This is a genomic window from Maritimibacter sp. UBA3975 (genome assembly GCF_002384975.1).
In the GTDB taxonomy this organism is placed as follows: Bacteria; Pseudomonadota; Alphaproteobacteria; order Rhodobacterales; family Rhodobacteraceae; genus Maritimibacter.
On the sequence record NZ_DGCP01000017.1, the window covers coordinates 84,537 to 111,440 of the forward strand.

General features: G+C 65.5%; 28 protein-coding genes. 10 read left to right on the top strand and 18 right to left on the bottom strand.

Going from position 1 to position 26,904, the window contains the following annotated elements:
• The 3 genes from B2585_RS17070 to B2585_RS17080 form a co-directional block, all read left to right on the top strand.
• Positions 1–212: hypothetical protein (locus B2585_RS17070; protein WP_292025141.1), on the top strand; the 212-nt coding region annotated here is incomplete at its 5' end.
• 220 nt (positions 213–432) lie between these two features.
• Positions 433–1,725: a serine--tRNA ligase gene (gene serS, locus B2585_RS17075; protein WP_292025142.1), complete on the top strand. Its 1,293-nt coding sequence runs from the start codon at positions 433–435 to the stop codon at positions 1,723–1,725.
• A 126-nt stretch (positions 1,726–1,851) separates the two neighbouring features.
• Positions 1,852–2,307, top strand: a complete 456-nt coding sequence (locus B2585_RS17080) for a hypothetical protein (RefSeq protein WP_292025143.1) — start codon at positions 1,852–1,854, stop codon at positions 2,305–2,307.
• A gap of 31 nt (positions 2,308–2,338) precedes the next feature.
• Here B2585_RS17080 and B2585_RS17085 read toward each other — a convergent pair whose 3' ends face one another.
• The 7 genes from B2585_RS17085 to B2585_RS17115 form a co-directional block, all read right to left on the bottom strand.
• Positions 2,339–3,343: a fatty acid desaturase gene (locus B2585_RS17085; protein WP_292025144.1), complete on the bottom strand. Its 1,005-nt coding sequence runs from the start codon at positions 3,341–3,343 to the stop codon at positions 2,339–2,341.
• Positions 3,344–3,464: 121 nt separating this feature from the next.
• Entirely contained in the window at positions 3,465–4,307 is an 843-nt protein-coding gene (locus B2585_RS17090) for an ATP-binding protein (RefSeq protein WP_292025145.1), read from the bottom strand.
• The gene (gene tatC, locus B2585_RS17095) at positions 4,304–5,230 is read right to left on the bottom strand and encodes a twin-arginine translocase subunit TatC (protein WP_292025146.1); all 927 of its coding nucleotides are present in this window, start codon (positions 5,228–5,230) and stop codon (positions 4,304–4,306) included. The genes B2585_RS17090 and tatC overlap by 4 nt, the downstream gene beginning before the upstream one ends.
• Entirely contained in the window at positions 5,227–6,048 is an 822-nt protein-coding gene (locus B2585_RS17100; RefSeq protein ID WP_292025147.1) for a Sec-independent protein translocase subunit TatA/TatB, read from the bottom strand. Before B2585_RS17100 ends, tatC begins: the two co-directional genes overlap by 4 nt.
• 35 nt (positions 6,049–6,083) lie before the next feature.
• Positions 6,084–6,299: a twin-arginine translocase TatA/TatE family subunit gene (locus B2585_RS17105; RefSeq protein WP_292025148.1), complete on the bottom strand. Its 216-nt coding sequence runs from the start codon at positions 6,297–6,299 to the stop codon at positions 6,084–6,086.
• Positions 6,300–6,418: 119 nt separating this feature from the next.
• Positions 6,419–7,513 carry an ABC transporter ATP-binding protein gene (locus B2585_RS17110; RefSeq protein WP_292025149.1) on the bottom strand — a complete coding sequence of 365 codons (1,095 nt, stop codon included), beginning with the start codon at positions 7,511–7,513 and terminating at the stop codon, positions 6,419–6,421.
• A 96-nt stretch (positions 7,514–7,609) separates the two neighbouring features.
• Positions 7,610–8,389 (bottom strand): SDR family oxidoreductase, encoded by a 780-nt coding sequence (locus tag B2585_RS17115; RefSeq protein WP_292025150.1) that lies wholly within the window; start codon positions 8,387–8,389, stop codon positions 7,610–7,612.
• Between the two features lie 258 nt (positions 8,390–8,647).
• Between B2585_RS17115 and B2585_RS17120 the strand changes: the two genes are divergently transcribed.
• Positions 8,648–9,667, top strand: a complete 1,020-nt coding sequence (locus B2585_RS17120; protein ID WP_292025151.1) for a Hint domain-containing protein — start codon at positions 8,648–8,650, stop codon at positions 9,665–9,667.
• Between the two features lie 57 nt (positions 9,668–9,724).
• Here B2585_RS17120 and B2585_RS17125 read toward each other — a convergent pair whose 3' ends face one another.
• The 3 genes from B2585_RS17125 to B2585_RS17135 all read right to left on the bottom strand — a co-directional run bounded on the left by B2585_RS17125 (position 9,725) and on the right by B2585_RS17135 (position 11,416).
• Complete coding sequence (locus tag B2585_RS17125) at positions 9,725–10,345, bottom strand: hypothetical protein (protein ID WP_292025152.1); 621 nt, start codon at positions 10,343–10,345, stop codon at positions 9,725–9,727.
• A gap of 128 nt (positions 10,346–10,473) precedes the next feature.
• A complete protein-coding gene (locus tag B2585_RS17130) occupies positions 10,474–10,734 on the bottom strand; it encodes a DUF7218 family protein (protein ID WP_292025153.1) in 261 nt (86 codons plus the stop codon).
• Between the two features lie 55 nt (positions 10,735–10,789).
• The gene (locus B2585_RS17135; protein ID WP_292025154.1) at positions 10,790–11,416 is read right to left on the bottom strand and encodes a hypothetical protein; all 627 of its coding nucleotides are present in this window, start codon (positions 11,414–11,416) and stop codon (positions 10,790–10,792) included.
• Positions 11,417–11,646: 230 nt separating this feature from the next.
• Here B2585_RS17135 and B2585_RS17140 point away from each other — a divergent pair, with 230 nt between their 5' ends.
• Positions 11,647–13,260, top strand: coding sequence for a peptide chain release factor 3 (locus B2585_RS17140; protein ID WP_292025155.1), 1,614 nt, complete (start codon positions 11,647–11,649; stop codon positions 13,258–13,260).
• Between the two features lie 62 nt (positions 13,261–13,322).
• Entirely contained in the window at positions 13,323–13,940 is a 618-nt protein-coding gene (locus B2585_RS17145; RefSeq protein ID WP_292025156.1) for a hypothetical protein, read from the top strand.
• Here B2585_RS17145 and B2585_RS17150 read toward each other — a convergent pair.
• Positions 13,910–14,344 carry a GNAT family N-acetyltransferase gene (locus B2585_RS17150; RefSeq protein WP_292025157.1) on the bottom strand — a complete coding sequence of 145 codons (435 nt, stop codon included), beginning with the start codon at positions 14,342–14,344 and terminating at the stop codon, positions 13,910–13,912. The genes B2585_RS17145 and B2585_RS17150 overlap by 31 nt on opposite strands.
• Before the next feature lie 21 nt (positions 14,345–14,365).
• Here B2585_RS17150 and B2585_RS17155 point away from each other — a divergent pair, with 21 nt between their 5' ends.
• Positions 14,366–14,881, top strand: a complete 516-nt coding sequence (locus B2585_RS17155) for a DUF6869 domain-containing protein (RefSeq protein ID WP_292025158.1) — start codon at positions 14,366–14,368, stop codon at positions 14,879–14,881.
• 93 nt (positions 14,882–14,974) lie between these two features.
• Complete coding sequence (locus B2585_RS17160; protein WP_292025159.1) at positions 14,975–15,403, top strand: hypothetical protein; 429 nt, start codon at positions 14,975–14,977, stop codon at positions 15,401–15,403.
• A gap of 88 nt (positions 15,404–15,491) precedes the next feature.
• Here B2585_RS17160 and B2585_RS17165 read toward each other — a convergent pair whose 3' ends face one another.
• Entirely contained in the window at positions 15,492–15,911 is a 420-nt protein-coding gene (locus tag B2585_RS17165) for an OsmC family protein (protein WP_292025160.1), read from the bottom strand.
• A gap of 196 nt (positions 15,912–16,107) precedes the next feature.
• Between B2585_RS17165 and B2585_RS17170 the strand changes: the two genes are divergently transcribed.
• Positions 16,108–17,598, top strand: coding sequence for a DEAD/DEAH box helicase (locus B2585_RS17170; protein WP_292025161.1), 1,491 nt, complete (start codon positions 16,108–16,110; stop codon positions 17,596–17,598).
• A 108-nt stretch (positions 17,599–17,706) separates the two neighbouring features.
• Positions 17,707–18,267, top strand: a complete 561-nt coding sequence (locus B2585_RS17175) for an HD domain-containing protein (RefSeq protein WP_292025162.1) — start codon at positions 17,707–17,709, stop codon at positions 18,265–18,267.
• Positions 18,268–18,415: 148 nt separating this feature from the next.
• Here the strand turns inward: B2585_RS17175 and B2585_RS17180 are convergent, their stop codons facing one another.
• The 6 genes from B2585_RS17180 to nuoL form a co-directional block, all read right to left on the bottom strand.
• A complete protein-coding gene (locus tag B2585_RS17180; RefSeq protein WP_292025163.1) occupies positions 18,416–20,080 on the bottom strand; it encodes a ribonuclease J in 1,665 nt (554 codons plus the stop codon).
• A complete protein-coding gene (locus B2585_RS17185) occupies positions 20,077–20,856 on the bottom strand; it encodes a type III pantothenate kinase (RefSeq protein ID WP_292025164.1) in 780 nt (259 codons plus the stop codon). Before B2585_RS17185 ends, B2585_RS17180 begins: the two co-directional genes overlap by 4 nt.
• 19 nt (positions 20,857–20,875) lie before the next feature.
• Positions 20,876–21,628 (bottom strand): biotin--[acetyl-CoA-carboxylase] ligase, encoded by a 753-nt coding sequence (locus tag B2585_RS17190; protein WP_292025165.1) that lies wholly within the window; start codon positions 21,626–21,628, stop codon positions 20,876–20,878.
• Between the two features lie 113 nt (positions 21,629–21,741).
• Complete coding sequence (gene nuoN / locus B2585_RS17195; protein ID WP_292025166.1) at positions 21,742–23,178, bottom strand: NADH-quinone oxidoreductase subunit NuoN; 1,437 nt, start codon at positions 23,176–23,178, stop codon at positions 21,742–21,744.
• A gap of 10 nt (positions 23,179–23,188) precedes the next feature.
• Complete coding sequence (locus B2585_RS17200) at positions 23,189–24,739, bottom strand: NADH-quinone oxidoreductase subunit M (protein WP_292025167.1); 1,551 nt, start codon at positions 24,737–24,739, stop codon at positions 23,189–23,191.
• Positions 24,739–26,853 carry an NADH-quinone oxidoreductase subunit L gene (nuoL, locus tag B2585_RS17205; protein WP_292025168.1) on the bottom strand — a complete coding sequence of 705 codons (2,115 nt, stop codon included), beginning with the start codon at positions 26,851–26,853 and terminating at the stop codon, positions 24,739–24,741. Before nuoL ends, B2585_RS17200 begins: the two co-directional genes overlap by 1 nt.
• Positions 26,854–26,904: the final 51 nt, after the last annotated feature.

Here is a 26,904-nt window from a genome sequence, read left to right on the forward strand (position 1 = left end):
CGGCGGTCAATTTGGTGGATTGGCACAATGTCGGCATCACCCAATCACAGGTCAACGTGATGTTCGGCGATGCCTCCGTAGTACTGCCGGACGGGATCGCTCGCCCAACTCACTGGTCGAATGAAGACCTAAATTACGAAGACTTCCACGACGAATGGGACCGCTACAAATCCGACCCTGACGGCTATGTCCCACCGCAGGACCGCGACTGACCGCACGCCGCTCCCGCCGCCGTTAACCTCCCGGCGTATGCACAATCGTATGTACAGATGTCATACACTTGCTGCACGCGCCGTGCCCCCGTCCGAAAGGCGGGGTAACGGACCGGTCGGGGGGTGCGGGCGCGGGGCCGGTGGCGGGTCATTTTCGCCCTTTGCGCCGCCTTGCCTAATCGGGCATAACCGCGCCGAACGCTGACGAGGAACCCGAGCCATGCACGACATTCGCACCATCCGCGACAACCCCGAAGCCTTCGACGCCGCCATGGCGCGGCGGGGTCTGTCGGGCGTGTCGGACGAGGTTCTGGCGCTCGACGAGGCGCGGCGCGCCGCCATCCTCAAATCCGAGACCGAGCAGGCCGAGGCCAACAAGGCCGCCAAGGCGATCGGCGCGGCCAAGGCGTCGGGCGACGAGGCTGAATTCGAGCGTCTGCGCGCACAAGTGGCTGACAAGAAAAAGGAAATCGCCCGCCTGAATGACGAGGCGAAGGCCAAGGACGAGGCGTTGAGCGACTTGCTCATGACCCTGCCCAACGTCATTGCCGACGACGTGCCGGACGGGACGGACGAGGACGACAACGTCGAGATCCGCCGCTGGGGCACCCCGCGCGAGTTCACCTTCACGCCCCGCGAACATTACGAGCTGCCCGCCGTGGCCGACGGGCTCGACTTCGAAACCGCCGCCAAACTGTCCGGCGCGCGCTTCGCCGTCCTCTCCGGCGCCGTCGCCCGCGTCCACCGCGCGCTCGCCCAGTTCATGCTCGATACACATGTCGAGGAAAACGGCCTGACCGAAACCATCACCCCCGTCCTCGTCCGCGAAGAAATGATGTACGGCACCGGCCAACTCCCCAAGTTCGGCGAGGACAGTTACAAGACCACGAACGGCTGGTGGCTGATCCCGACCGCCGAGGTGACGCTGACGAACATCGTGAACGGTGCGACGATTTCGGCGGACTATCTTCCGCGCCGCTACGTGGCCCACACCCAGTGCTTCCGGTCCGAAGCGGGCAGCGCGGGCAAGGACACCGCCGGGATGCTGCGCCAGCATCAGTTCGAGAAGGTCGAGATGGTGTCGGTCACGACCCCGGACGCGAGCGAAGCGGAACATGCCCGCATGACCCGCTGCGCTGAGGATATCCTCGAGCGGCTCGGCCTGCCCTATCGCACCGTCGTGCTCTGCACCGGCGACATCGGCTTTGGCGCGCGGCGCACTCATGACATCGAAGTCTGGCTGCCCGGTCAGGACAGTTACCGCGAGATCTCTTCTGTATCGACCACCGGGGATTTTCAGGCCCGTCGCATGAACGCGCGGTTCCGGCCCGAAGCGGGGGCAAAGCCCGAGTTCGTTCATACGCTGAACGGCTCCGGCCTTGCCGTCGGGCGGTGTCTGATCGCGGTTCTGGAGAACGGGCAGGAAGAGGACGGCTCGGTCACCCTGCCTGAGGCGATCCGGCCCTATCTGGGCGGGCGGTCGCGGATCACGGCGGACGGCGTGCTGACCTGATTTCGAATTGGGCTGACGCCCAATCCGACCCGCGCGGGGGCTCTGCCCCCGCACCCCCGAAGTATTTGTGGAACGGAGAAGAGGGATGGCATTGCGCTGTGACCCCCGATGGGCCAGCCTGTGACCATGACGCTCTTGCACGTCTCCATCAGTGCCGCCGCGCCAGAGCGGGTGGCGCGGGCGCTTGCGCAGATCATGGGCGGGCGCGCCCTGCCCTTTCCGCCGTTTCCCGACAGCTGGATCGCCTTTGCCGCCGCCGATGACGGGAGCGCGGTGGAGGTCTATCCGCTGACCCACAGGGTCGTGGCGGGCCACGAGACCATCGACTGCGAGATCGGCGCGCCCGAGGAGGCCCCGACATTCTGCCACGTCGCGCTGGCCTCGCCGCTCCCCGAGGCGGAGATCACCAAGATCGCGCGCGCGGAGGGCTGGCAGGTGCGGACCTGCAACCGGGGACCGTTCGATTGCGTCGAGGTCTGGTTGGAGAACCGGCTTTTGATCGAGGTTCTGGACCCCGGCATGCAGGCCGACTACCGCGCCAACATGACGGCAGAGAACTGGGCGGCCATGTTCGGGATGTGAAAAGGCCCCGCGCCGGGCGGAGCCTTTGCATTCACTCGGCGGGCGCGGCCATCGCCGGCGCGCGCCGTTCTTTCGGGAACGGCACCAGCTGGTCGGTTTCCTCGTCCCAGAGCTTCAGCGTGAAGGCATGGAGCGCCTCGCGGAACGAGATGCGACGCAGGGGGAAGATGTCCTCGAGTTCGCGGTGCGCCTGACGCAGGCGGTAGCAGGGGATCGAGGCGTTCAGGTGGTGGATATCGTGCTTGGTGATGTTCGCCACAGCCTCGTCGAACCACGTCCCGAAGGACAGGCAAGAGGCGCCCTGAAGCGCAGCTTGATCGAAGCTGAGGTCCGGGCGGCGGTCCCAGTAGGTATCTTCGAAATTGTGCTGCAAGTAGACGAGGAACACACCGAGGCAGCCCGCGACGAAGATCGACAGCCAGATCGTGAACACCCCGGTCCAGCCGGCGAGCGCGAAAACGAAGCCCCACCAGACGAGGAGCGCGATGTTGTGCAGGAGCACCGATTTCGGCGCGACCTTCATCGTGTTCTTCGGAAAGCGCCAGACGAGAAAATAGGTGTAGAACGCGCCGAGCGGGATCAGCACAAAGGGGTTACGGTAGAGGCGGTAGTAGAGCCGCTTGCCAAACCCGGCCTCTTCCCACTCGCGCACGGTCATGGTGTAGATCTCGCCCGCCTCGCGGTGTTCGAGGTTGCCGATCTGGCGGTGATGCTCGTCGTGGTTGTACTGCATCGTGTAGAATTCGGCGAGCGTGAAGGGCGACACGGCATGACCGCCAAGCACGTTCCAATGCTTGCGCGAAAAGAAGCTCAGGTGACCGAAGTCATGCTCCAGAACGTAAAGGCGCCCAGCCGCGACCGCGAGCACGACCACGAGCGGCGCGTAGAGCCACCACATTTCCGTCTGGGCCGCGCGGATCGCGAAATAGAGCGATGCGAAGTAGACCACGAAATTCGCGCCGAGGCTGAAAAACGCGAGCGCGTCGTTCTTGTCATTATAGGCCCGCGAGGCCTGCCGAACTGTCACATCATCCATGATGAGTCCCCAAAGCTTCAGGGCCGCTGGCGTGGGCTGCGACCCGACTGTCGTTTAAGACATTACGGTAGAAATTAGAATGGGTTCCATTTTTTGCAAGGTTGTGACCCCGCAGGACCCGTCATTGTGGCAGTTTGACGCCGTGTCTCCCGGCGAGGTCGAGGAAGAATTGCCAGGCCACGCGGCCAGACCGACCGCCCCGCGTGGCCTGCCACTCGATTGCTTCGGCGCGCAGATCGTCGTCGGAGATCGTGACCCCGTGCGTGTCACAATAGCCGCGGATCATGGCGAGGTAGTCGTCCTGCGAACAGGGATGGAAGCCGAGCCAGAGGCCGAAGCGGTCGGACAGCGATACTTTTTCCTCGGTCGCCTCGGAGGGGCTGATCGCGGTGGAGCGCTCATTCTCGATCATGTCGCGGGGCATGAGGTGGCGGCGGTTCGACGTGGCATAGAGCACGACGTTCTCGGGCCGCCCCTCGATCCCGCCGTCCAGCACGGCCTTGAGGCTTTTGTAGTGCTGGTCGTCATGGGAAAACGACAGGTCGTCGCAGAACAGGACGAAGCGGTGGGAGCTCTCGCGCAGATGGGCGAGGAGGCGACCGACGCTGGGCAGGTCCTCGCGCTGAAGCTCGACGATCTTGACCGGGGTTTGCGCGTTCACCGCGGCATGCACCGCCTTGACGAGCGAGGATTTTCCCATCCCGCGCGCGCCCCACAGGAGCGCGTTGTTCGCGGGCAAACCACGCGCGAACTGCGCCGTGTTGGCGACCAGCGTGTCCCGCGCCCGGTCGATGCCGATCAGGAGGTCGATGTCCACCCGGTTCACCCGGGGCACAGGCTCCAGCCGGTCGGGATCGACGTGCCAGACGAACGCGTCAGCGGCGTCGAAATCGGGGGTGGCCAGCGGGGCCGGACTGATCCGTTCGAGCGCGTCAGCGATGCGAATGAGGGGATCGGTCGTCATTTGTCCTTGTTGACCGCGTCCGGGTCGCCACCGGCAGAGGTGTCGTCGTCATCTTCGTCGAACTCGGCCGCGAGCGGGTCTTCGTCCTCGTCGTCATCATCCTCGAACCACAGACCCTCGGCCCGCAGCCGCTCTTCGCGCTGCTTCTCGACGCGGGCGACGAGCTGGATCGAGATTTCGTAGAGGCCATAAACCACGACAAAGAGGATCACCTGGGTGATGACATCCGGCGGTGTGACCAGAGCGGCCAGCAGCAGAATGCCCACGACGGCGTATTTGCGCACGCCGCGAAGTCCCTTGGCCGAAACCAACCCGGCCTTGCCCATGAGCGTGAGCAGCACGGGAAGTTGGAAACACAGGCCGAAGGCGACGATGAACTTGATGGTGAGTTTGAGGTATTCCTGCGCGGACCCCTGGAACGCGATGCCCGCGGTGGTGTTGGCCACCTCTCCTTCGGTGAGGAGCGTCCCTTCCTGCTGGAAGCCCAGGAAGAAGTCGAAGGCCAGCGGTGTCACCACATAGAACGCAAAGCTCGCGCCGAGAAAGAACATGATCGGCGAGGCGAACATGAAGGGCAGGAAGGCCGACTTCTCGTTCTTGTAGAGCCCCGGCGCCACGAAGCGCCACATCTGGAAGGAGATCACCGGAAAGGACAGGATCAGCCCGCCCAGAAGCGAGATCGAAATGGCGAGGAAGAAACCTTCCTGCAACTTGATAAGGATCAGCCCGCAATCGGCGCCATCCGCGATCCGCGCGGCGCAGAGCGGCTGCGTCAGGAAGTTGAAGATCGGGTTCCACACGGTGAAACAGATGACCATCGCCACGATGAAGGCGAGAACGGAGTAGATCAGCCGGGTGCGCAGCTCCGCCAGGTGTTCGATCAGCGGCGCAGAGCTGTCTTCGATCTCGTTCGTGTCGCTCATTCAGGGGCAGCCTTCTTGGCGGGCGCTTTGCGGGGCGATTTCGTGGTCGAGGTGGCGGCCGGCTTTTTCGCGGCCGGTTTCGCCGCGGGTTTCTTGGCCGCCGGTTTCTTGGCGGTGGTAGCTTTTGCAGGTGTCTTGGCGGCGGGCTTGGCGGCAGGCTTGGCGGTGCCCGACTTCGCGGTCGTGGCCTTGGCCGCTGCCGGCTTGGCCGTGGTCGATTTCGCGGCGGGTTTGCTGGCCGTCGTGGACTTGGCAGTCGTCGACTTGGTCGCGGGCTTTTTCGCAGCCGGTTTTCTGGCCGGCGCGGCCTTGGTCGATTTCGCTGTCGTGGATTTGGCGGCGGTTTTTTTCGCCGGGGCCTTTTTCGCGGTGGGCTTGGGCGTGTCGCCTTCGGCCTCGGCGGCCTCCTTGGCGGCTTTCGCCGCATCCAGCTTGGCCTGACCCGACTTTTTCGCCGCGTCGCGGATCTTGGCCGCGTCGGCCTCACGCTCCGGGTCGGCGATCTTGGGGCTGTCGTCCTTGGACTTGCCCGAGGGCTTGGTCGGGTCCCATTTTTCGAAGTTGGTCGCGGCCTCGTTCAGCTTGTCCATGCCGAACTTGCGCGGGTTGGCGGCGGCCTTGAGCCCGTCGGCGGCATCTTTCATGCCCGACTGGTCAGCCGCATCGTTCATCGCCTTGGTGAATTCACGGCCCAGCGACCGCGCACGCGCGGTGAACCGGCCGAGCGTGTGGAACATGCCGGGCAGGTCTTTTGGCCCCACCACGATCAACGCGACGATGCCAATGAGCAGAAGCTCGGTCATACCGATGTCGAGCATGGGTGACGCCCTTCGTCAGCCGGAAAGAATGGGGCTCAGGCCTTGTCTTTCTCGCCTTCGGGGGTCACGTCGCGAGCCTCGTCGGCCTTTTGCTCTTCGATCTCGTTCTTGCCGTCATCGATGCCCTTCTTGAACGACGTGATGCCCTTGCCCACTTCGCCCATCAGCGACGAAATCTTGCCGCGACCGAAAAGCACGAGCACGACCACCGCGATCAGGATGAGGCCCGGAAGCCCGATGTTGTTCAGCATTGGAAGTCTCCCTTTCGGGGCGCCTCTCCCGCGCCCCATGCGTCCACCGTATTTATTGGGTCTCGGGGAAAGATCAAACCCCCAATGCCGTCTGATGAGCAATAAAATGCACGGTTTCGTTACGGCTGCGCGGTTTTGCCGCCTGCCGGGAAGACGAAACAGCGGTCGCGGCGGATCGCGACCCAGAGCGTTGTGCCGGGTTTGGGCAAGAATACGTTGGGAACGGTCGCTTTCATGGTCGAGGCGTCCTCCATCACGAAATCCACGATGGATTCGGTGCCGATGAAGCGCGCCCGCGCGACCGTCGCAGGCGCCCAGACGCCGTGGTCGGGGCTGGGGGCCGGCCCCTGACCCGCGCGATCAAAGTCGATCCTGAGGTGCTGGGGCCGGATCACGATCTCGACCCGCGCGCCGTCGTTGTAGCCGGGGGCGAGGAACTGGCCGAAAGCCGTGTCCACCAAGGCCCCCTGCACTTCGCCCCGGATCACGTTGATATCCGAGAAGAACGCCGCCGCCTCACGGTCGACCGGGGCGTTGTAGATGTTGTAGGGCGCGCCGCGCTGCACGATCCTGCCCCGCCGCATGAGCGCGATCTCGTCGGCCATGCGCATGGCTTCCTCGGGTTCGTGGGTGACCAGCAGGACCGCTGTCCCCTCGTCCTTGAGCACCGCCAGCGTCTCGTCCCGGATTTCGTCGCGCAGGCGGTTGTCGAGGCCCGAGAACGGCTCGTCCATCAGCATGATCTTGGGGCGCGGCGCCAGCGCACGGGCCAGCGCGACCCGCTGCTGCTCGCCCCCCGAAAGCTCATGCGGGAAATTGTCGAAATAGCGCTCCAGCCCCACTTTTTCGAGCAATTCGCGCACCCGGAGCCGCTTTTCGGTGCGCGTTCCGGTCAGGCCGAAGGCCACGTTGTCGCCCACGGACAGGTGCGGAAACAGGGCGAAGTCCTGAAACATGAGGCCGGTGCCGCGCGACTCGGGCGGCACGAAAACGTCCGCCCCCGCGATCGGCGCGCCATCCATGCGAATCTCGCCTTCATCGGGCCGGTCCACGCCCGCGATGATGCGCAGGGTCGTGGACTTGCCGCAGCCGGAGGGGCCCAACAGACAGGTCACCTGCCCCGGCATCACCGAGAGCGAGACGTCGTCCACGACGGCGCGCCCGCCGAACCGGCGGGTGATGCGGGAGATGTCGAGCCGGGGTGCCTCGGTCACGGTGCGCCTTTCATACCCGATGAATTCCCTCGGGCTTTACGGGCAGATAGCAGCCCGTCCCACGAGCGGCAAGCGGGGCAGATTGCCCCGCACCGGTCACATCGTGAGGTTCACCTCACCCCCGTCGGCGAGCAGGTTCTGCCCGGTGATGAAGCCGGCCTGCGCCGAGCACAGAAAGGCACAGGCCGCCCCGAACTCGTCCTGCGTGCCGTCACGGCCCATCACCGACGTGGACCGACGCTTCTCGCGCGCCTCGTCGAAGGAGATGCCCTGCGTCTTCGCCGCGTTCTCGTCGAGGCCCACGACCCGGTCGGTGTCGTGCATCCCCGGCAGAAGGTTGTTCATCGTCACGCCAGATCGCGCGATCTGGCGCGAGGTACCCGCGACATAGCCGGTGAGGCCCGCGCGCGCCGAGTTGGACAGGCCGAGCGCGGGAATCGGCGCGCGCACGGCGCGGGAGGTGATGTTGACCACACGGCCCCAGCCCCGCTCCATCATCCCCGGCACCAGCGCCTTGATGAGCGCGATGGGCGTCAGCATGTTGGCATCCAGCGCCGCGATGAAATCGTCGCGGTCCCAGTCGGTCCAGACGCCCGGCGGCGGGCCGCCCGCGTTGTTGACGAGGATGTCGACATCGCCACAGGCGGCGAGGACCTTGGCGCGGCCCTCTTCGGTGGTGATGTCGGCGGCCACCGCCGTCACCTCGACCCCGTAGGTGTCGCGGATCTCCTGCGCGGTCTGTTCAAGCACGTCCGCCGTGCGGCTGTTGATGACGAGGTTCACGCCCTCGCCCGCCAGTGCCTCGGCGCACCCGCGCCCGAGCCCCTTGGAACTGGCGCAGACCAGCGCCGTCTTGCCCTTGATGCCGAAATCCATGTGATCCTCCGTATGGGTTAGCGCTTGGCTAGCACCGGCACACCGATTCGCCCATATGCGCACCGGTCATCAATCAGACGCGATGCGCAGTGCTGTTCAAGATTTCGCGACAATCGCCCCGGACCAACGGGGCAAAGCCCCCGAAAATCAGGGACTTGTTGACCAAAGCTGCCCCGGCATAATACTTTTGAGGGGACGGCGGGGGCGCGTCACACAAGAAGCGGGCGATGCGTGAGCACGCCCGACGGGGATGCTGCTATGGCGAACGACAGCCTGTATTACCTGCCGGTCAGGCAGCTCATGGTCTATCCGGCCGACGCGTTTCGCGTGACCCACGGGGTCAACGAGGGCGACTCGATCTCGGACGCGGACGAGATGGTGCCGGACGATGTCTACGAACTCGCAGGCGCCGCCCGCCCAACCAATATCGCCCTGGTGATGGACGAGAACGGCGGCTTCGCGCTTGGCGGCAACACCGGTCTGGGCACGCCCGGCGCGCCGGTGTTCCTCGACAGCCTCATCACGCTCATGTCCGCAGATGGCGCGACCGTGGATGCGCTGGTCTTCGTCGCGGTCGATCCGGGCACCGGCGCGATCGACGAGATCTACCTGCACCCGCTCGGGCTCCTGCCGCCCCGCGTCCCCTTCACGCTGGTCACCATCGACCGCGAGGGCGGACAGAAGCGGCTGGCCGAAAGCGCGACCGTTTCGTTCTCCCGTGGCACGCATATCACGATGGCCAACGGACGGCAGGTGCCGGTCGAGGAGCTTCAGCCGGGCGACCGGGTGCTCACACGCGATTCCGGCGCGCAGGAAGTGCGCTGGGTCGGGGTGCAGACGGTGCGGGCCGAGGGTCCGTTCGCGCCGATCCGTATCAAGGCGGGCGCGCTCAACAACCTTGGCGACCTCGTCGTCAGCCCGAACCACCGGCTGTTCATCTACCAACGTATCAGCGCGCTTGGCGCGGGCCAGCGCGAGCTTCTGGTCAAGGCCGGTCTGCTGGTGAACGGCACGACCGTCACCCAGACGCCGGGCGGCTTCGTGGATTATGTGCAGGTTCTCTTCGATCAGCATGAGATCATCTATGCCGAGGGGATCGCGGCCGAGAGCCTGTTCGCCGACACCGCCACCCGCGCCACCCTGCCCGATGCGGTGGCCGAACGCCTGCGCGCGCGCCCGCCGAAAGAAGCCACGCTGGACGCGTTCGAATTGCGGGAGAAAGACCTCCTGCGCCGGGGCGATGCGGTCGAGATGCTGCGCCGGATTTCCGCCAACTGAGCATGAAAAAGGCGGCACCCCGGAAGGTGCCGCCCAAAAATTGGGCGTGGTCCGCGTTTACCGCGTCGCGTTGACCTCGATGGTCGAGCCGCCCGTGGGCACAACGCCGTCTTCGGTCATCTGGAAGGCCCCGCCTTCGTTCAGTTTGATCGCTGCGGCCTGGTTGCCACGGAACTCGCCGGTCACGTTGCCACCGACTTCGTAGTCACGACCGTCCATACGCACGGTGCCGGAGGTGCCGGCCGCGATGCTGGAGCCCGTGATGACGCCGCTGTTGATCGCGAAGGAGCCGCGCGCCGACTTGGCCGCGTTGATCAGCGTGCCGGTGTCGGCGGTGCCGTTGTTGAGCGCGGTCACCTGCGAGTCGGTCAGGACAAGGCCCGAGAAGTTGTCGAGCTCGCCGACGACCGTGCCGCCGGTGGGGGTGAAGGTCGCGGTGAGGCTCGCGTCGCCCAGAAGCGCCACGTTGCGGTTGGAGCCGAAGTCGGAGCCGACAATCGCTTCGCCATCGTAGTTGGCCGACCCGCCGGTGGGCATCGTGGTCGTCGTGGACAGCGCGTCCACTTCGCTTTGCTTGTCCACGAAATCCTGCGCCTGTTGCGCAACGCCGAGAACGGCGCAGCCGGACAGGGCTGTGGAGGCTGCGAGGGCAAGAGCGGTCATTCCGATAAGTTTCATGGGATCCCCTTCATGAAGCTGCATATGGCCTCACGCTATGAGGGGGGACGTGCCGGGTCAAAGCTCCGAAAGCGCTTGTGCCCAAAACTCGTCTGCCTGTCTCAATTGCGCCACGCGGGCCCATTCGCTCAGCCGTTGCGCAGCGCCTCAATCAGTTCGTCCTTGGTCATGTCGGATCGCCCGTCGACGTCGAGTTCCTGCGCCCGGTCATACAGGTCTTCCTTCGACCATTCGTCATAGGGCGGTGCCTTGCCGCCCTTTTTCGACGGGCTCATCTGGTCGTTGGCACGGGCGTTCGCGATGCGGGCGGCCTTTTCCTTGCTCGCCCCGTCGTCGCGCAGCGCCTTGTAGACGTCTTCGTTCTTGATGCGGGAATTGTCGTCAGCCATCGGGATACTCCTTTCCCGATGGCAACGCGCGGACGAAGCCGCGCGTTCCCGGTGCTCAGCGTTCCAGTTCGGCCTGGAAAATCGAGCGTTTGATGGTCTGGCCGTCCTGCTTGACGGTGAAGCTGTCGGTATCGTCGAGAGCGATCCCCGCCCCGTTCGCACCGCGGAAGGTTCCCGCCACGTCGCCGGAGAGTTCATAGGTGTGGGCCGATGTCGTGGCATTGCCCGAGGTGGTCGCCACGATCTCCGCCCCGCCGATCGTCCCTGCGAGCGCTATGACGCCGTTTGCCGTCTTGCCGGATTTCAGGATCGTGCTGATGCTGGCGCGACCTTCGCGCAGGTCCGCGATCTCTGAATCGGTAAGCTCACTTACCATCATGTCGGTGATCTCGCCTTCGACCGTCAACGCGTCGAAATTCGCCTCGAGTGTCATGGGCGCGCTGATGACCACGTTGTTCGTCGCGTCGATCTCGCCGCCGAAGCCAGACTGCCCGGTATAAACCGCCGTGCCGGACAGCGCCGCCACTTCGGCCGCCGAGGCGGCGCCAAGCGCATCATTCACATCCTCGATCCGGTTGAATTCGGTCGCCCGGTCGTAAAGCTCCAGCGCTTTCTGCGTGCCGCATCCCGACGTTGCTGCCAATGCGGCCAGAAGCGCCGCTGCCTGTATGAGACGTGCCATATCGGTGTCTTTCTTTATTGCTCTGCTCTCGCGTCCGGATTGCTCTGCTCTCGCGTCCGGCTCTTTGGTCCGATCCGCTGTTGTGAACGATCTAGTGAGTGATTCCGGCAGAAATTGGGAATTGATGCGGCAATTGAAACAATCCGTTCACAAAACCCACGCGTTCGTTCATGCCGGGACGGGCCAGATGGGCCATTGTCGGGCCGGTAGCGCGGCGATATATCCCGCCCATGCTGGACGCCGCGAAACCCAACCGCCCCGACCTGCCCGCCGAGATTGCCCGGCGGCGCACCTTCGCCATTATCTCGCACCCCGATGCGGGCAAGACGACGCTGACCGAGAAGTTCCTGCTTTACGGCGGCGCGATCCAGATGGCCGGACAGGTGCGCGCCAAGGGCGAAGCGCGGCGCACGCGCTCGGACTTCATGCAGATGGAGAAGGACCGGGGCATCTCGGTCTCGGCCTCGGCCATGTCGTTCGACTTCGAGAAGTATCGCTTCAACCTCGTCGACACGCCCGGCCACTCGGACTTTTCCGAAGACACCTACCGGACGCTGACCGCCGTGGACGCCGCCATCATGGTGATCGACGGGGCCAAGGGGGTGGAGAGCCAGACGCGTAAGCTGTTCGAGGTCTGCCGGATGCGCGACCTGCCGATCCTGACCTTCTGCAACAAGATGGACCGCGAAAGCCGCGACACGTTCGAGATCATCGACGAGATCCAGGAAATGCTGGCGATCCATGTGACGCCCGCCTCCTGGCCCATCGGTGTCGGGCGGGAATTCCTGGGCTGCTACGACATGCTCAACAACCGGCTGGAGCTCATGGACCGGGCCGACCGCAACAAGGTGGCCGAGTCGATCCGGCTCGAGGGGCTGGACGACCCCAAGCTTGCCGACCACGTCCCCGCCCATCTGCTCGACCAGCTGCGCGAAGAGGTCGAAATGGCGCGCGAGCTGCTGCCCGAGATGGACGCGGGCGAGGTTCTGGCGGGTCAGATGACCCCGATCTGGTTCGGCTCCGCCATCAACTCCTTCGGGGTGAAGGAGCTGATGGACGGCATCGCCAACTACGGCCCCGAGCCGCAGCCGCAATCGGCCGAGCCGCGCCAGATCGCGCCCGACGAGACCAAGGTGTCGGGCTTCGTGTTCAAGGTGCAGGCGAACATGGACGCCAAGCACCGCGACCGCGTGGCCTTCGTGCGCATGGCCTCGGGCCACTTCAGGCGCGGCATGAAGCTCACCCATGTGCGCACGAAAAAGCCGATGGCGATTTCCAACCCCGTGATGTTCCTGGCCTCCGACCGGGAACTGGCGGAAGAGGCCTGGGCGGGCGACATCATCGGCATCCCGAACCACGGCCAGCTGCGCATCGGCGACACGCTGACCGAGGGCGAAGCGCTGCGCGTCACCGGCATCCCCTCCTTCGCGCCGGAGCTTTTGCAGGGCGTGCGCGCGGGCGACCCGATGAAGGCCAAGCACCTCGAAAAGGCGCTCATGCAGTTCGCCGAGGAAGGCGCGGCCAAGGTGTTCAAGCCGAACATCGGCTCGGGCTTTATCGTGGGTGTGGTCGGCCAGTTGCAGTTCGAGGTTCTGGCCAGCCGGATCGAACAAGAATATGGCCTGCCGGTGCGGTTCGAGGCCTCGCAGTTCACCTCGGCCCGCTGGGTGTCGGGGCCGAAGGCGCAGCTTGAAAAGCTCGTGGACGCCAACAAGCAGCACATCGGATATGACAACGACGGCGACCCCGTCTTCCTCACCCGCCTGCAATGGGACATCGACCGGGTGGAGCGGGATTATCCCGAGCTGACCCTCTCGGCGACCAAGGAACTGCACGGGGAGTGAGGCCGAGACGCGGGGGCTCTGCCCCCGCACCCCCGGGATATTTCGGACCGGAAAGGGAGGCCATGACACTTCAGAACCGCGTTATGCCCACGGGCGAGATCGTCGCGGTCCCCCTGCGCGGCGCGTTTCTCGGCAACCGGGGCATCCTGCATGGCGCGGACCGGACGCTCGGCGTGGCGCGCTGGAAGACCCAGGCCTGGGTGACCTGTGTGACCAAGTTCAAGGGACGGCGGCGCGCGCTCATGTCCCCGGGCAAATACACCGAGCTTTTCTTCTATGACGAAGCGGTGGCGCTGGCCGCCGGGCATCGGCCCTGCGGCGAGTGCCGGCGCGAAGACTATCGCCGCTTCATCGGGCTTTGGCGGGAGGTCCACGGCCAGGCCCCGCTGGCCGACATCGACAAGGCCCTGCACAAGGCCCGCGTGCGCCCGGGGCGCCAGCAGGTGCGCTTCGAGGCGCTGGCTCAAGACCTGCCGTTCGGAACCTTCGTTCTCGTGGATGAAACGCCCGTCGTGTTGCGCGACACCGACGCCCTGCCCTTCGGACCCGAAGGCTATGGCGCACCCCGTCCGCGCCCGACCGGCCCTGTCACCGTGCTGACCCCGGCCCCCACCGTCGCGGTGCTGGCGGCGGGCTACCGGCCCGAACTTCACGGCTCCAGCGCGTCGTCCCAGTCGTAGACGACCACGCCCGCCGTCTCGCGCGCCGCGAGCGAGCGGTAGAGCGCGCGGGCGGGTTCGTTGTCCACTTCGGTCGCGAGCCAGATGCCGTCGCACCCCTGCGCCCGCGCCCAGTCGTTCAGCATGGTCACCAGCCGCTTGCCGATACTGCGTTTGCGCCAGCCCTCGTTCACCCCGACCTCGTTGACGAAGAACGCCCGAGGCTTGTCCGGGTGCAGGTGGATCGTGCCGCTCGCGAACCCGATCAGCGCGCCGTCGGCCACGGCGCCCACGATCGCGTTGCCCTCGGCGGCGAAGAACGCCCGCGTCTGGTCGGGCCGTGCGGGATGGTCGAAAGCGTCGCTGGCAAGGATCAGGTCGAGGTCGCCTATATCCAGCAGACGCACTTGAATTTCCGATGACAAGGCGACACCTCCAATGGACCTTTGAAAGAGTATAGAGAGACCGTCACCATCGCAACGACCACCCTGCCCCGCCCGCTCGTGGCCGACAGCCTCGGCGTGAGTGCCGATACCCTGCCCGAGGGCGACCTGCCCCTGGGCCGGTTCGCCGAGCGTTACCTCGACTACCTGCGCGCGACCTATGAGACCGAAGCGTTCGACGCGCATCCCGACTACTGGACCGACCTGTTGATGGCCGCGCTTGTCGATGACCACCCCGAGACGGCGCTGGACGCGATCTGCGCCGCGCTCGCGCTGTGCGACGACGTGGAGGAGGTTGAGATCATCGCCGCCGGACCGCTGGAAGACCTGATGGACGCGCATGGCGCCGACCTTCTGTTCCGGCTGGACGAGATTGCGAGCAACGCGCCGCGCTTCCGGCTCGCGCTCGCGCTCCTGTGGCAGGAGGCACCGGGCAAGCCGCTCCTCGTCGCGCGGGTCAAGGGGCTGGCGGGGGGCGCGGACCCTGAGGGTGACCTGCCGCCGTCCGACGGGCTTTGACGCGCATATCCGCCGTCGGTCGACACCGGCCTTGTGCGACTGTGCCGCTGCGTTAAGATGTGCGCGAAAGTCATTTTTTCCGGGGACAGACACATGCGTTCGACCAGTCTCATCGCTCTCGCCGCCATCGTCGCGCCAGCCGCAGCCTCGGCGAACGACGACCCCTGGGCGCTCCTGGGCGGAATCCAGATCGACGAGATCATCACCGACACCACCTATGAGGTGAAAAAGACCTATCCGGCCGCGATCCGCGACGGGGCGCAGGAGTTCCGCATCACCGGCTATGCCGTGCCGATGTACCCGGGCCAGGCGACGCGCGACGTTCTTCTCGTCGCCGACATGGGCGACTGCCCGTTCTGCGGCTCCTCCGACCACGGCGGCTCGCTCCAGGTCGAGCTGGACGAGCCGGTGCTGATCGAGGAAGGCCAGCGGATCTCGGTCATCGGGTCGCTGGAACTGGTGGACGACCCGGAAACCTGGCAGGCCGCGATCCTGCGTGCAGCGAAGCTGGTCAAGAGCTAGGCGCTCCCGCCGCCACCTCCGGCAGGACACGAAAAGGGCCGCGCGGTCACCCCGTCGCGGCCCAAGTCCTTTCACATGGACGGAGCTGTCAGAGCACCTTGGCGTCCATCGTGATCTCACAATCCAGAAGTTGCGAGATCGGGCAGCCCTGTTCGGCCTTCTTGGCGGCTTCCATGACCTTGTTCTCATCCGCCGGTGCCTTGATCGTCACGTCCAGATGGGCCTTCACGACCTTCGGACCGCCTTCCATTTCAAGGTGAATGGTCGACCTGGTCTCGATCTTCTCCGGCACGATGTCGTCCTCGCCCAGAATGTTGGAGAGCGCCATCGAGAAACAGGCGGCATGTGCCGCGCCGATCAGTTCCTCCGGGTTCGTCCCCGGCTCGTCCCCGAACCGCTTGTTGAACCCATAAGGCGTCGCGTTGAGCACGCCGCTCTCGGTGGATACGCTTCCGGTGCCGTCCTGAAGCCCGCCGCTCCACTCTGCGGATCCGTGTTTCTTGATCATGGCTGTCTCCCTTGCCTGTCACTGTTGCGGTCCAATCCACAACGTCGGCAAGGTTCGACATGTTCCCCGCACATTTCTTGACCTTTCCCGCAAGGCGGCGTAGACCACGGCCCACAGGATGTTCGGCAATACGGTCGAACGGGCCGCGCGGGGATTAGCGGCCAGATAGCCGCTCAATCACGCGAAGGACCCCTCGTTGACAAAATTCTCTGAACTGAACCTCAGCCCCAAAGTACTCAAGGCCGTCGAAGAGGCGGGCTATGAGACGCCCACCCCGATCCAGTCCGGCGCCATTCCGCCTGCGCTGGAGGGCCGCGATGTCCTCGGCATCGCCCAGACCGGGACGGGCAAGACCGCCTCTTTCACCCTGCCGATGATCACCATGCTGGCCCGGGGCCGCGCGCGGGCGCGGATGCCCCGCTCGCTCGTGCTCTGCCCGACGCGGGAACTCGCAGCCCAGGTGGCCGAGAATTTCGACACTTACGCCAAGCATGTGAAACTGACCAAGGCGCTGCTGATCGGCGGCGTTTCGTTCAAGGAACAGGACCAGCTGATCGACCGGGGCGTCGATGTGCTCATCGCCACACCGGGCCGCCTGCTCGACCATTTCGAGCGGGGCAAACTGCTCCTGACCGGCGTGCAGATCATGGTGGTGGACGAAGCCGACCGGATGCTCGACATGGGCTTCATCCCGGATATCGAGCGTATCTTCGGCCTCGTGCCCTTCACCCGCCAGACGCTCTTCTTCTCGGCCACCATGGCGTCCGAGATCGAGCGGATCACCAACACCTTCCTGTCGAACCCGGCCCGCATCGAAGTGGCCCGTCAGGCCACCGCGTCCGAGACGATCGAACAGGCGCGCGTGATTCTCAAGCCTTCGCGCCGCGACCGTGCGGCGACCGAGAAACGCGACCTGCTGCGCGCGATCATCGACAGCGAGGGCGAGGCTTGCTCCAACGCGATCATCTTCTGCAACCGCAAGACGGACGTGGATATCGTCGCCAAGTCGCTGAAAAAGTACGGCTATAACGCCGAACCGATCCACGGCGACCTCGACCAGTCCAAGCGGATGGAAGTGCTTCAGGGCTTCCGGGACGGAACCATCCGGTTCCTGTGCGCCTCCGACGTGGCCGCGCGCGGGCTCGACATTCCGAACGTGAGCCATGTGTTCAACTTCGACGTGCCGGGCCATGCCGAGGACTACGTCCACCGCATCGGCCGCACGGGCCGCGCCGGACGGTCCGGCAAGGCGTTCATGCTGTGCGAGCCGCGCGACGAGAAAAACCTCGACGCGGTGGAACGCCTGATCGAAACCACGATTCCCGTCATCCCCGATCCGCGCGGCGAACAGCCGGCGGCGGCAGAGACGGCCGAGTCGGAGACGAAGCCCGAGCGCAAACCTTCGCGCAGCCGGTCGCGCTCCAGGTCCGAGCCGCGCCGGGACGACGCCCCCAAGGCCGAGGCCCGCCGCGACGACACGCCCAAGGCCGCGCCTGAACAGGCCCCCGCGCCGGAAGAAAAGGCCGAGGCCCCGCAGGACCGCCCGTCCGAGCGCCAGAAATCGCAGCCCGATCAACGCAACCGCAAATCGTCGGGCCGCGGTGGCCGCCGCGACGATGCGCCGGTCGGCATGGGCGACCACCTGCCGGACTTCATCGCCAAAAGCTTCGAGGAACGCCGCTCCTGACGGCCCGGCGGCGCGGGCTCCCCTGCGCCGCCCCTTGACCCCCATGCCCCGACTGTCCAATATCGGGGTGAGCGTAACGCTCGCATTCCCAAAATCACTGGAAAACCCATGCTGACAGATCGTTTCGACGACGCTCTGAGCCTTGCCGCGCGGCTGCATCGCACGCAGACCCGCAAAGGCTCGGGCATTCCCTACATCTCACACCTGATGGCCGTGTCCGCGCTGGTCATCGAAAACGGCGGCGACGAGGATCAGGCCATCGCGGGCCTGCTGCACGACGCGGTCGAGGATCAGGGCGGACAGGAAACCGCCGACATGATCCGCGCCACCTATGGCGACCGGGTGGCCGACATCGTGCTCGCCTGCTCCGACGCCGTGGATCAAAGCCGGATTGCGTGGCGCGACCGTAAGAACCGCTACCTCGCCTCACTCGCCACCAAGGGCGAAGACGCGCTCCTCGTCACCTCCTGCGACAAGCTTCACAACGCGACCGCGATCCTGACGGACCTGCGCGCCCACGGCCCGGCCGTCTTCGACCGCTTCACCGCGCGCCGTGACGGGACCCTGTGGTATTACCGCCAGCTCGCCGACACGCTCACCCGGGTCCGCCCCGGCCCGCTGTCGGACAGGCTCGCGGCGACGGTCGCTGCACTCGAAACGGCCGCCTGACCCTTCTCTGTTTCCGGAAACCTCAGGGGGCGGACGCATTCGGCCCGAATGCGTCCCGGGGGACTGGTCCCCCGACCGCGGCGACCCGGCAAAGCCGGGGCGGCGCAAAACCTGCGCGGGGCTTCAGCCCCGCACATTGTATCAGCGGCTATTCCTCGAGGCGTGAGATCACCACCGTCACCTCGGCCTTCTTGCCGATCTCGTCCTGCGTGACCTTGCGCGTGATGCGCCGCAGCTCTTCCTCGAGTTTGTCGTCGTCGCGCAACGTCTTGCGCCCGGCCCGGCCCATGAACTGGCCCAGGTCCTCTTCCAGAACGTCCATCAACGGCGCCCGGCTCTCGCCCGTTTCCGGCAGGCCCATGATCTCGACCCAGGGGTCGCCCAGAGCGGCATCGTCTTCGAGGATGACGTTGACGATCACATGGCCGTTCATCGCCATGCGCAACCGGTCGCGCACGATCCCGTCCAGCGCACCGATCAGGACCTTGCCGTCAAGATAGACGCGGTCCGCCTCGACATGCTCCACGACATGCGGTTCGGCCCCTGTCAGGTCCACCATCGTCCCGTTCACCGCGACCACGGACTTGAACCCGTTCGCTTTCGCGAGTTTCGCGTGTTCGCGCAGGTGGCGGTGTTCGCCATGCATCGGCACGATCGTCTCGGCCCCGACGATCCGGTGCATCCGCTCGAGGTCGGGGCGGTTCGCGTGCCCCGAGACGTGGTAGCGGTCGTCATCCGACACGATGTCCACGCCCATTTCCGAGTAAGCGTTCAGAATCCGGATCACGCCGCGCTCGTTGCCCGGAATGGTCTTGGAGGAGAACAGGAAGGTGTCGCCCTCGCGCATCTCCAGCCCAAGGTACTTGCCCCGGCTGAGTTGCGCGCTGGCCGCCCGGCGTTCGCCCTGGCTGCCGGTCACGATCAGCATAAGGTTCTCGCGCGGGATGTCGCGCGCATCCTCCGGCGGGATGGTCGGTGGGAAATCGGCAAGCACACCCGTCGAGACCGACGCATCGATCATCCGCCGCATCGCCCGGCCCAGAAGGCAGACCGACCGGCCCGCCGCGCGTCCGGCCTCGGCCAGCGTCTTCACCCGCGCCACGTTGGAGGCAAAGGTTGTCGCCACCACCATATACGGCGCCTGTTCTACCAGCTTGGCGATCTCGGTTCCAAGCTCGCTCTCCGACCGGCCGGCATGAAGCGAGAACACGTTGGTCGAGTCGCACATCAGCGCGCGCACCCGCCCGCCCGTGGCTTCGGCCCAGAGCGCCTCGTCAAAGGGTTCGCCGACCCCCGGTTCGAGATCGATCTTGAAGTCGCCGGTATGGGCGATGCGCCCCGCCGGCGTGTCGATGACCATTCCGGAGCTTTCCGGGATCGAGTGGCTGATCGGCACGAAGGCGGCCTTGAACGGCCCCACCTCGATGGTCTCGGGCCAGGCATCCGCCGTGATGACCTCATCCGGGTCCTGCCCGGCTTCCTCCATCTTGCGCCGCGCGTGATGGGCGGTGAAGGCGCGGGCATAGACCGGCACGCGCAGTTCGGACCAGAGCCGCCCGACGGCGCCCACATGGTCCTCGTGTGCGTGCGTGATGAAGATCGCCTCCAGCCGGTCGCGGTTTTCCACCAGCCAGGACACGTCCGCCATGATGAGGTCCACCCCCGGCGTCGTCTCCATATCCGGGAAGGTCACGCCGAGATCGACGAGGATCAGGCGTTCCTTGCCCGGCTCGCCGTAGCCATAGACGTAGGCGTTCATCCCGATCTCGCCCGCCCCGCCAAGGGGCAGGTAGATCAAACGGTTCTTGCTCATAGGGTCCCCTGTCGCTCGTTATGGTCATAGATGACCTTGAGCCCATGCATGGTCAGATTGTCCTCGAACCGGTCGAATACCGGCGCGTGGGATTGAAACAGCGGCGCGAGGCCCCCGGTTCCGATGACTTTCATTTTGCGGCCGCGCTCGTCCATGATGCGGCCGGATATTTCCTTGATGAGGCCCACATAGCCCCAGAAGATGCCGGACTGCATACAGGCGACCGTATTGGTGCCGATGACCTTGTCCGGGTGCGTGATGTCGACATGCGGCAGCGCGGCGGCGGCCATGTGCAGCGCTTCGAGGCTGAGGTTCACACCGGGCGCAATGACGCCGCCGATATAGGCCCCGTCGCTGTCGGCCACGTCGAAGGTGGTCGCGGTGCCGAAATCCACGATGATGAGGTCGCCGCCGAACTGGCTGTAGCCCGCCACGGTGTTGACCAGACGGTCGGGGCCGACCTGCGTGCCCGCATCCACGCGCACGTCGATGGGCAGAAGGCAGTCGGGCCGTCCCACCACGAGCGGGCGCAGGTTGAAGAAGCGGTCGGTGAAGACGCGCAGGTTGAAGACCACGCGCGGCACAGTGGACGAGATGATGACCCCGCGCACGTCCGGCTCGATCCCGTGGTGTTTGACCAGCGTCGAGAACCACACCCAATAGGCATCCGCCGTCCGCTGATGGGCGGTCGAGGTGCGCAAGGTGCACTTGACCTCTTCCCCGTCCCACAGCGTGAACACGGTGTTGGTGTTGCCACAGTCGATGGTGAGCAGCATGGCGGCCTCCCTTGGCCCGTCAGAAAAACACGTCCCCTGCCGCGATGCAGCGTTCGCCGTTGGGCGTTGATAGGACAAGTTGGCCGTCCGCGTCCACCGTGCGGAAGGTGCCGGTGATCGTCTCGGTCGGCAGGCGGGCGGTGACGGCCTCGCCCAGCCGCGCCGCGCGGGCGAGCCAGGCGGTGCGGATCGGCGCGAAACCGTAGTCGATGAAGCGGGTCTCCCACCGCGCGAAGGCGGGCGCGAGGGTTTCGAGGAAGTCACCGGGCGTGACCTTGAGCCCGGTTTCCCCCATGAGCGACACGGGCGCGACCGCCCCCGGCTCCAGCGTGCCCGGGTCCGGTGCCTCGGCGAGGTTCACGCCGATCCCGATGGCAAGTCCGGTGAACCGCCCACGCTCGGTCAGGCTTTCAAGCAGGATGCCCGCGACCTTACCCCCGTTCAGGAGCACGTCATTCGGCCATTTGAGCGCGAAGGCGGCGGGACGCCCCGTGAGGTTGGTGAACGCCTCGTCCAGCGCCAGCGCGGCCACGAAGGATCGCAGCGCTGCCTGCGCCGGGTCGGTGATCCGGGTCAGAACCAACGTGCCCGCGAAGTTGCCCTCGGGATTGGACCAGGCCCGCCCGCGACGGCCGCGCGCGGCCGTCTGGTGCGCCGCCGTGATCCATGTCGGCCCCGGCAGCTCGCCCCGCCGGGCGCGCGCCTCGTCGGAAGTCGACGTCACCGTGCCGAGCGGCAGGTGTCCATAGCCATGGGGCCAGTCACCGCTCATGGGCGCGAGCGGATTTCGTGACGCAATCCGATCCCCCGGCCCCACCGGCGGGTCCCGGAAACAGCGACTGTTTCCGGCACGAATTCACTGCATGAATTCGTCTCCACCGTCGGTCAGTTGACGAGGGCCTGCGCCGCGGCGGCGGCTGCCGTCTCGATGCCGAACAGGTTGATGACGCCCAGCACCATCACCGCAGCCGAGCCCATCAGGGCGACCCAGGCCGCCGGCGACATCGGCGCTTCCGCCGTGCCTTCGGTTTCGCCGAAATACATGTAGTAGACGATGCGCAGGTAGTAGAACGCCGAGATGACCGAGGCGATCACACCGCCGATGGCGAGCCAGGTGAGCCCCGCATCGACCGCCGCCTGCAAGACATAAAGCTTGCCGAAGAACCCGACCGTCGGCGGCACGCCTGCGAGCGAGAACATGAGCACCAGCACCGCCAGCGCCTTGAGCGGCTCGCCCTTCGCGAACTGGTTCAGCGAAGCGATTTCCGTGATCGGCTTGCCGTCACGCTCCATCGACATGATGAAGGCGAAAGTGCCGACGTTCATGGTCAGATAGATCGCCATGTAGACCAGCATCGCCTGCACGCCGAGCGCGGTGCCCGCCGACAGGCCCATCAGCGCGAACCCCATATGCGAGATCGACGAATAGGCCATCAGGCGTTTGATGTTGGTCTGACCGATCGCCGCGACGGCCCCCAGGGCCATCGACAGGATCGCCATGAGCGAAATGATCTGCTGCCAGTCGCCGACAGCGCCGCCGAACGCGTCGAACAGAACGCGGGCAAAGAGGCCCATCGCGGCCAGTTTCGGCGCGGTGGCGAAGAAAGCGGTGACCGGCGAGGGCGCACCCTCATACACGTCCGGTGTCCACATATGGAACGGCACCGCCGAGATCTTGAACGCCAGACCCGCCGAGACGAAGACGAGGCCGATGAGCAGACCAAGGCTCACCTCACCGCCCGAGACCGCGCCGATGATGCCCGAGAACAGCGTCGTGCCCGCATAGCCATAGGTCAGCGAGGCCCCGTAAAGCAGCAGGCCCGAGGACAGCGCGCCCAGCACGAAATACTTCATGCCCGCTTCCGTCGACTTCACGCTGTCGCGGTTCATCGCGGCGACGACGTAGAGCGCGAGCGATTGCAGCTCCAGCCCCATGTAAAGCGACATCATGTCGCCCGCCGAGACCATCATCATCATGCCCACGGTCGCCAGCGCGATGAGGAGCGGGTATTCGAACCGGCCCAGCCCGCGGCGCGCCACGGCCTCCTGCCCGGCGACGAGCACGACTGCGCCCGCCAGCAGGATCGCCACCTTGGCGTATTGCGCGAAGGCGTCCGAGATGAACAGGCCGCCGAACGCCTCGGTCGCCGGGGCCGCGCTGGTCCCGATCCAGATCGCGAGCACCGCCATCAGCCCGGCCGTGAGCCAGGTGATCACGCCGGTCAGCGCGTCCTTGCCGGTGTAGACCGCGCCCACGAGCGCGAGCATCGCGTACACGGCGAGGATGAGTTCCGGCAGGATGGTTTGAAGATCAGTCGTCATGTCCGGGTCCTCAATGCGCGGCCGCCTGGGCCACTTCGGTCGCGGAGCCGCTGTCGGGCAGAGCCGCGTGGTACTGGTTCAGAAGGTTCTCGACGGAGGGGCCGATGATGTCGGTGACGAGGCTCGGATAGACACCGAGCAGGAGCGTCATCGCCACGAGCGGGGCGAAGATCCATTTCTCACGCCGGTTCATGTCGGTGATCGCCTTGAGGCTCTCCTTGATGAGATCGCCCATGACAACCCGGCGGTAGAGCCACAGCGCATAGGCCGCCGACAGGATCACGCCGCTGGTCGCCACGGCGGCGACCCAGGTGTTGGCCTGGAACATGCCGACGAGCGTCAGGAACTCGCCCACGAAGCCCGATGTGCCGGGCAGGCCGACGTTGGCCATCGTGAAGAACATGAAGATCAGGGCATAGGCCGGCATCCGGTTCACGAGGCCGCCGTAGGCGTCGATCTCGCGCGTGTGCATCCGGTCATAGATCACGCCGACGCAAAGGAAGAGCGCGCCGGAGATGAAGCCGTGGCTGATCATCTGGAAGATCGCGCCGTCGAGGCCTTGCTGGTTCGCCGCGAAAATGCCGGCGGTCACATAGCCCATATGCGCGACCGATGAATAGGCGATGAGCTTTTTCATGTCCTCCTGCACCAGCGCGACGAGCGAGGTGTAGACGATCGCGATGGCCGAGAGCCACAGAACAAAGGTCGCCATCACGTCGGCCCCCACGGGGAACATCGGCAAGCTGAAGCGCAGGAACCCGTAGCCGCCCATCTTGAGCAGGATCGCGGCCAGCACGACCGAGCCTGCGGTCGGCGCCTGAACGTGCGCGTCGGGCAACCAGGTGTGGACCGGCCACATCGGCATCTTCACCGCGAAACTCGCGAAGAAAGCGATGAACAGGAGCGTCTGAGCCCCGCCCGTAATGGTGATCCCCAGAAGCCGCATGGTCGAGCTGTCGAAGGCGTGGTTGAGCAGCGTCGGAATGTCCGTCGTCCCAGCCTCCATATACATGAAGACCATCGCCACCAGCATCAGGACCGAGCCGAGGAAGGTGTAGAGGAAGAACTTGAACGCTGCATAGATGCGCGCCTTGCCGCCCCAGATGCCGATGATGAGGAACATCGGGATCAGTCCCGCTTCGAAGAAGAGGTAGAACAGCACGAGGTCGAGCGCCACGAAGACGCCGATCATCAGCGTTTCCAGCACGAGGAAGGCGATCATGTATTCCTTCACCCGCGTCGTCACGCCCCAGCAGGCCGCGATGGTGAGCGGCATCAGGAAGGTGGTCAGCATGACGAAGAGCACGCTGATCCCGTCCACCCCCATCTTGTAGCTCAGGCCCATGAGCCAGTCGGCCTCTTCCACGAACTGAAAGCCCGTGTCGGACGGGTCGAAGCCGAAGAGCACGCCCAGCGAGATCAGGAAGGTGGCCGAGGTCGCCGCGAGCGCGAGCCACTTGGCGTTGCGCTGCGCCGCCGGATCGTCCCCGCGCAGGAACACGGCGAGGATGAGGGCTGCCACCATCGGCAGGAAGGTAATGATCGAAAGCAGGTTGTTCATCAGTTCGCACCGCCGGTCAGCGTCATGAGGGTCACGAAGGCGACGATGCCGAGCACCATCGCGAAGGCGTAGGTGAAGAGGTAGCCCGACTGCCAGCGGCCCGCGAGCTTGGTGAACCAGGGCACGATGCCCATCGACAGCCCGTTGATCGCCCCGTCGATGGTCGCCCCGTCACCGCGCTTCCACAGGAAGCGGCCGATGGACTTGGCGGGCCGGACGAAGACGAAGTCGTAGATCTCGTCGAAATACCACTTGTTTAGCAGGAACTGGTAGAGCTGCGGCTGGTTGGCGGCCAGCCGCCCCGGGATCGTCGGGTTCACGATGTAGAAGAGATACGCCGTGCCGAGCCCGATCAGCATCGCGAGGAAGGGCGAGAGCTTGACCCAGGCGGGCACATGGTGGGCGTCGTCGATCACCGTGTTGTCGGGGCCGAAGTAGACGGCCCCCTGCGGTGCCGCATGGCTGTCGGCCATCGCGTGATCGGCGGCCTCTTCGCCTTGCTCATCGGCAGGGGCGGCGTCTTCCGTCGCCGCACCTTCGCCTGCTGCCTCCCCACCGTGGGCTTCCGCCTCGGCGTGGTGGACCGGCAGACCGAAGAAGCTGTTCATCCGCTCGTGGTCGTAGAAGAACGAGTTGTAGAACACCATGCCCGAAAAGATCGCGCCCACGGCGAGCACGGCGAGCGGGATCGTCATGACCTTGGGGCTTTCATGCGCGTGGTCGTGGGTGTGCTTGTCGCCTCGCGGCTTGCCCCAGAAGGTCATGAACATGAGCCGCCAGGAATAGAAGCTGGTGAACAGCGCCGCGATGACCAGGAGCCAGAAGGCCACGCCCCCGTCGGTGCCCGCGAAGGCCACCTCGATGATCGCGTCCTTGGACAGGAAACCCGCGAAGCCGATGGCGGTGAGCGGGATGCCCACGCCGGTGATGGCGAGCGTGCCGATCAGCATGGCCCAGAAGGTCAGCGGCATCTTCTTGCGCAGGCCGCCGTAGTTCCGCATGTCCTGCTCGTGGTGCATCCCGTGGATCACGGACCCCGCTCCGAGGAACAGCATCGCCTTGAAGAAGGCATGGGTCAGCAGGTGGAACATGGCGACCGGATAGGCCCCGACGCCAGCGGCCACGAACATGTAGCCGAGCTGCGAACAGGTCGAATAGGCGATCACGCGCTTGATGTCGTTCTGCACGAGGCCGACGGTCGCCGCGAAGAACGCGGTGAAGGCGCCGATGTAGACGATGAAGTTGGTCGCGGCGGGCGCATATTCCATCACGGGCGACATGCGGCAGACAAGGAAAACGCCCGCGGTCACCATGGTCGCCGCGTGGATCAGCGCCGACACCGGGGTCGGGCCTTCCATCGCGTCGGGCAGCCAGGTGTGCAGGAACAGCTGCGCCGATTTGCCCATCGCACCGACGAACAGCAGGAAGGCGATCAGGTTGGCCGCGTTCCACTCCTGCCACAGAAAGGTGATCGAGGTCTCGGCCAGACCCGGCGCGGCCGCGAACACCTCGTCAAAGCGGATCGAGTCGGTCAGCAGGAACAGCGCGAAGATGCCGAGCGCGAAGCCGAAGTCGCCCACGCGGTTGACCACGAAAGCCTTGATGGCGGCGGCGTTGGCCGTGGGTTTGCGGAAGTAGAACCCGATCAGGAGGTAGGAGGCGACGCCCACGCCCTCCCAGCCGAAGAACATCTGGAGCAGGTTGTCCGAGGTCACGAGCATGAGCATCGCGAAGGTGAAGAAGCTCAGATACGCGAAGAAGCGCGGCCGATAGCTTTCCTTCTCGGAGAACTGCGAGTCGTGCGCCATGTAGCCCATCGAATACAGGTGGACGAGCGACGAGACCGTCGTGATGACGATCAGCATGATCGAGGTCAGCCGGTCGAGCCGGATCGACCAGTCGGTCGACAGCGTGCCGCTTTCGACCCAACGCAGGATCTGGACGTGCTGCACGACCGCCGGGTCATGGGTCAGGAACACGATCCACGACAGGAAGGCCGCGAGAAACAGCAGCGCGGTGGTCAGAACCTGCGCGCCCTTGTCGCCGATGATCCGGTGGCCGAAGCCCGCGAGGATCGCGCCGATCAGCGGCGCGAAGAGGATGATGGTGGTCATTTCTTAGTACTCCAATCCATCAGCACCGCCCTGACAAATCGGGCATTTCCG

Excerpts from the sequence above, each read along its gene's own strand:
- serS (WP_292025142.1), top strand. The coding sequence starts at position 433 with ATGCACGACATTCGCACCATCCGCGACAACCCCGAAGCCTTCGACGCC.
- B2585_RS17080 (WP_292025143.1), top strand. The coding sequence starts at position 1,852 with ATGACGCTCTTGCACGTCTCCATCAGTGCCGCCGCGCCAGAGCGGGTG.
- B2585_RS17085 (WP_292025144.1), bottom strand. The coding sequence starts at position 3,343 with ATGGATGATGTGACAGTTCGGCAGGCCTCGCGGGCCTATAATGACAAG.
- B2585_RS17090 (WP_292025145.1), bottom strand. The coding sequence starts at position 4,307 with ATGACGACCGATCCCCTCATTCGCATCGCTGACGCGCTCGAACGGATC.
- tatC (WP_292025146.1), bottom strand. The coding sequence starts at position 5,230 with ATGAGCGACACGAACGAGATCGAAGACAGCTCTGCGCCGCTGATCGAA.
- B2585_RS17100 (WP_292025147.1), bottom strand. The coding sequence starts at position 6,048 with ATGCTCGACATCGGTATGACCGAGCTTCTGCTCATTGGCATCGTCGCG.
- B2585_RS17105 (WP_292025148.1), bottom strand. The coding sequence starts at position 6,299 with ATGCTGAACAACATCGGGCTTCCGGGCCTCATCCTGATCGCGGTGGTC.
- B2585_RS17115 (WP_292025150.1), bottom strand. The coding sequence starts at position 8,389 with ATGGATTTCGGCATCAAGGGCAAGACGGCGCTGGTCTGCGCCAGTTCC.
- B2585_RS17120 (WP_292025151.1), top strand. The coding sequence starts at position 8,648 with ATGGCGAACGACAGCCTGTATTACCTGCCGGTCAGGCAGCTCATGGTC.
- B2585_RS17125 (WP_292025152.1), bottom strand. The coding sequence starts at position 10,345 with ATGAAACTTATCGGAATGACCGCTCTTGCCCTCGCAGCCTCCACAGCC.
- B2585_RS17130 (WP_292025153.1), bottom strand. The coding sequence starts at position 10,734 with ATGGCTGACGACAATTCCCGCATCAAGAACGAAGACGTCTACAAGGCG.
- B2585_RS17135 (WP_292025154.1), bottom strand. The coding sequence starts at position 11,416 with ATGGCACGTCTCATACAGGCAGCGGCGCTTCTGGCCGCATTGGCAGCA.
- B2585_RS17140 (WP_292025155.1), top strand. The coding sequence starts at position 11,647 with ATGCTGGACGCCGCGAAACCCAACCGCCCCGACCTGCCCGCCGAGATT.
- B2585_RS17145 (WP_292025156.1), top strand. The coding sequence starts at position 13,323 with ATGACACTTCAGAACCGCGTTATGCCCACGGGCGAGATCGTCGCGGTC.
- B2585_RS17160 (WP_292025159.1), top strand. The coding sequence starts at position 14,975 with ATGCGTTCGACCAGTCTCATCGCTCTCGCCGCCATCGTCGCGCCAGCC.
- B2585_RS17165 (WP_292025160.1), bottom strand. The coding sequence starts at position 15,911 with ATGATCAAGAAACACGGATCCGCAGAGTGGAGCGGCGGGCTTCAGGAC.
- B2585_RS17175 (WP_292025162.1), top strand. The coding sequence starts at position 17,707 with ATGCTGACAGATCGTTTCGACGACGCTCTGAGCCTTGCCGCGCGGCTG.
- B2585_RS17180 (WP_292025163.1), bottom strand. The coding sequence starts at position 20,080 with ATGAGCAAGAACCGTTTGATCTACCTGCCCCTTGGCGGGGCGGGCGAG.
- B2585_RS17185 (WP_292025164.1), bottom strand. The coding sequence starts at position 20,856 with ATGCTGCTCACCATCGACTGTGGCAACACCAACACCGTGTTCACGCTG.
- B2585_RS17190 (WP_292025165.1), bottom strand. The coding sequence starts at position 21,628 with ATGAGCGGTGACTGGCCCCATGGCTATGGACACCTGCCGCTCGGCACG.
- nuoN (WP_292025166.1), bottom strand. The coding sequence starts at position 23,178 with ATGACGACTGATCTTCAAACCATCCTGCCGGAACTCATCCTCGCCGTG.
- B2585_RS17200 (WP_292025167.1), bottom strand. The coding sequence starts at position 24,739 with ATGAACAACCTGCTTTCGATCATTACCTTCCTGCCGATGGTGGCAGCC.
- nuoL (WP_292025168.1), bottom strand. The coding sequence starts at position 26,853 with ATGACCACCATCATCCTCTTCGCGCCGCTGATCGGCGCGATCCTCGCG.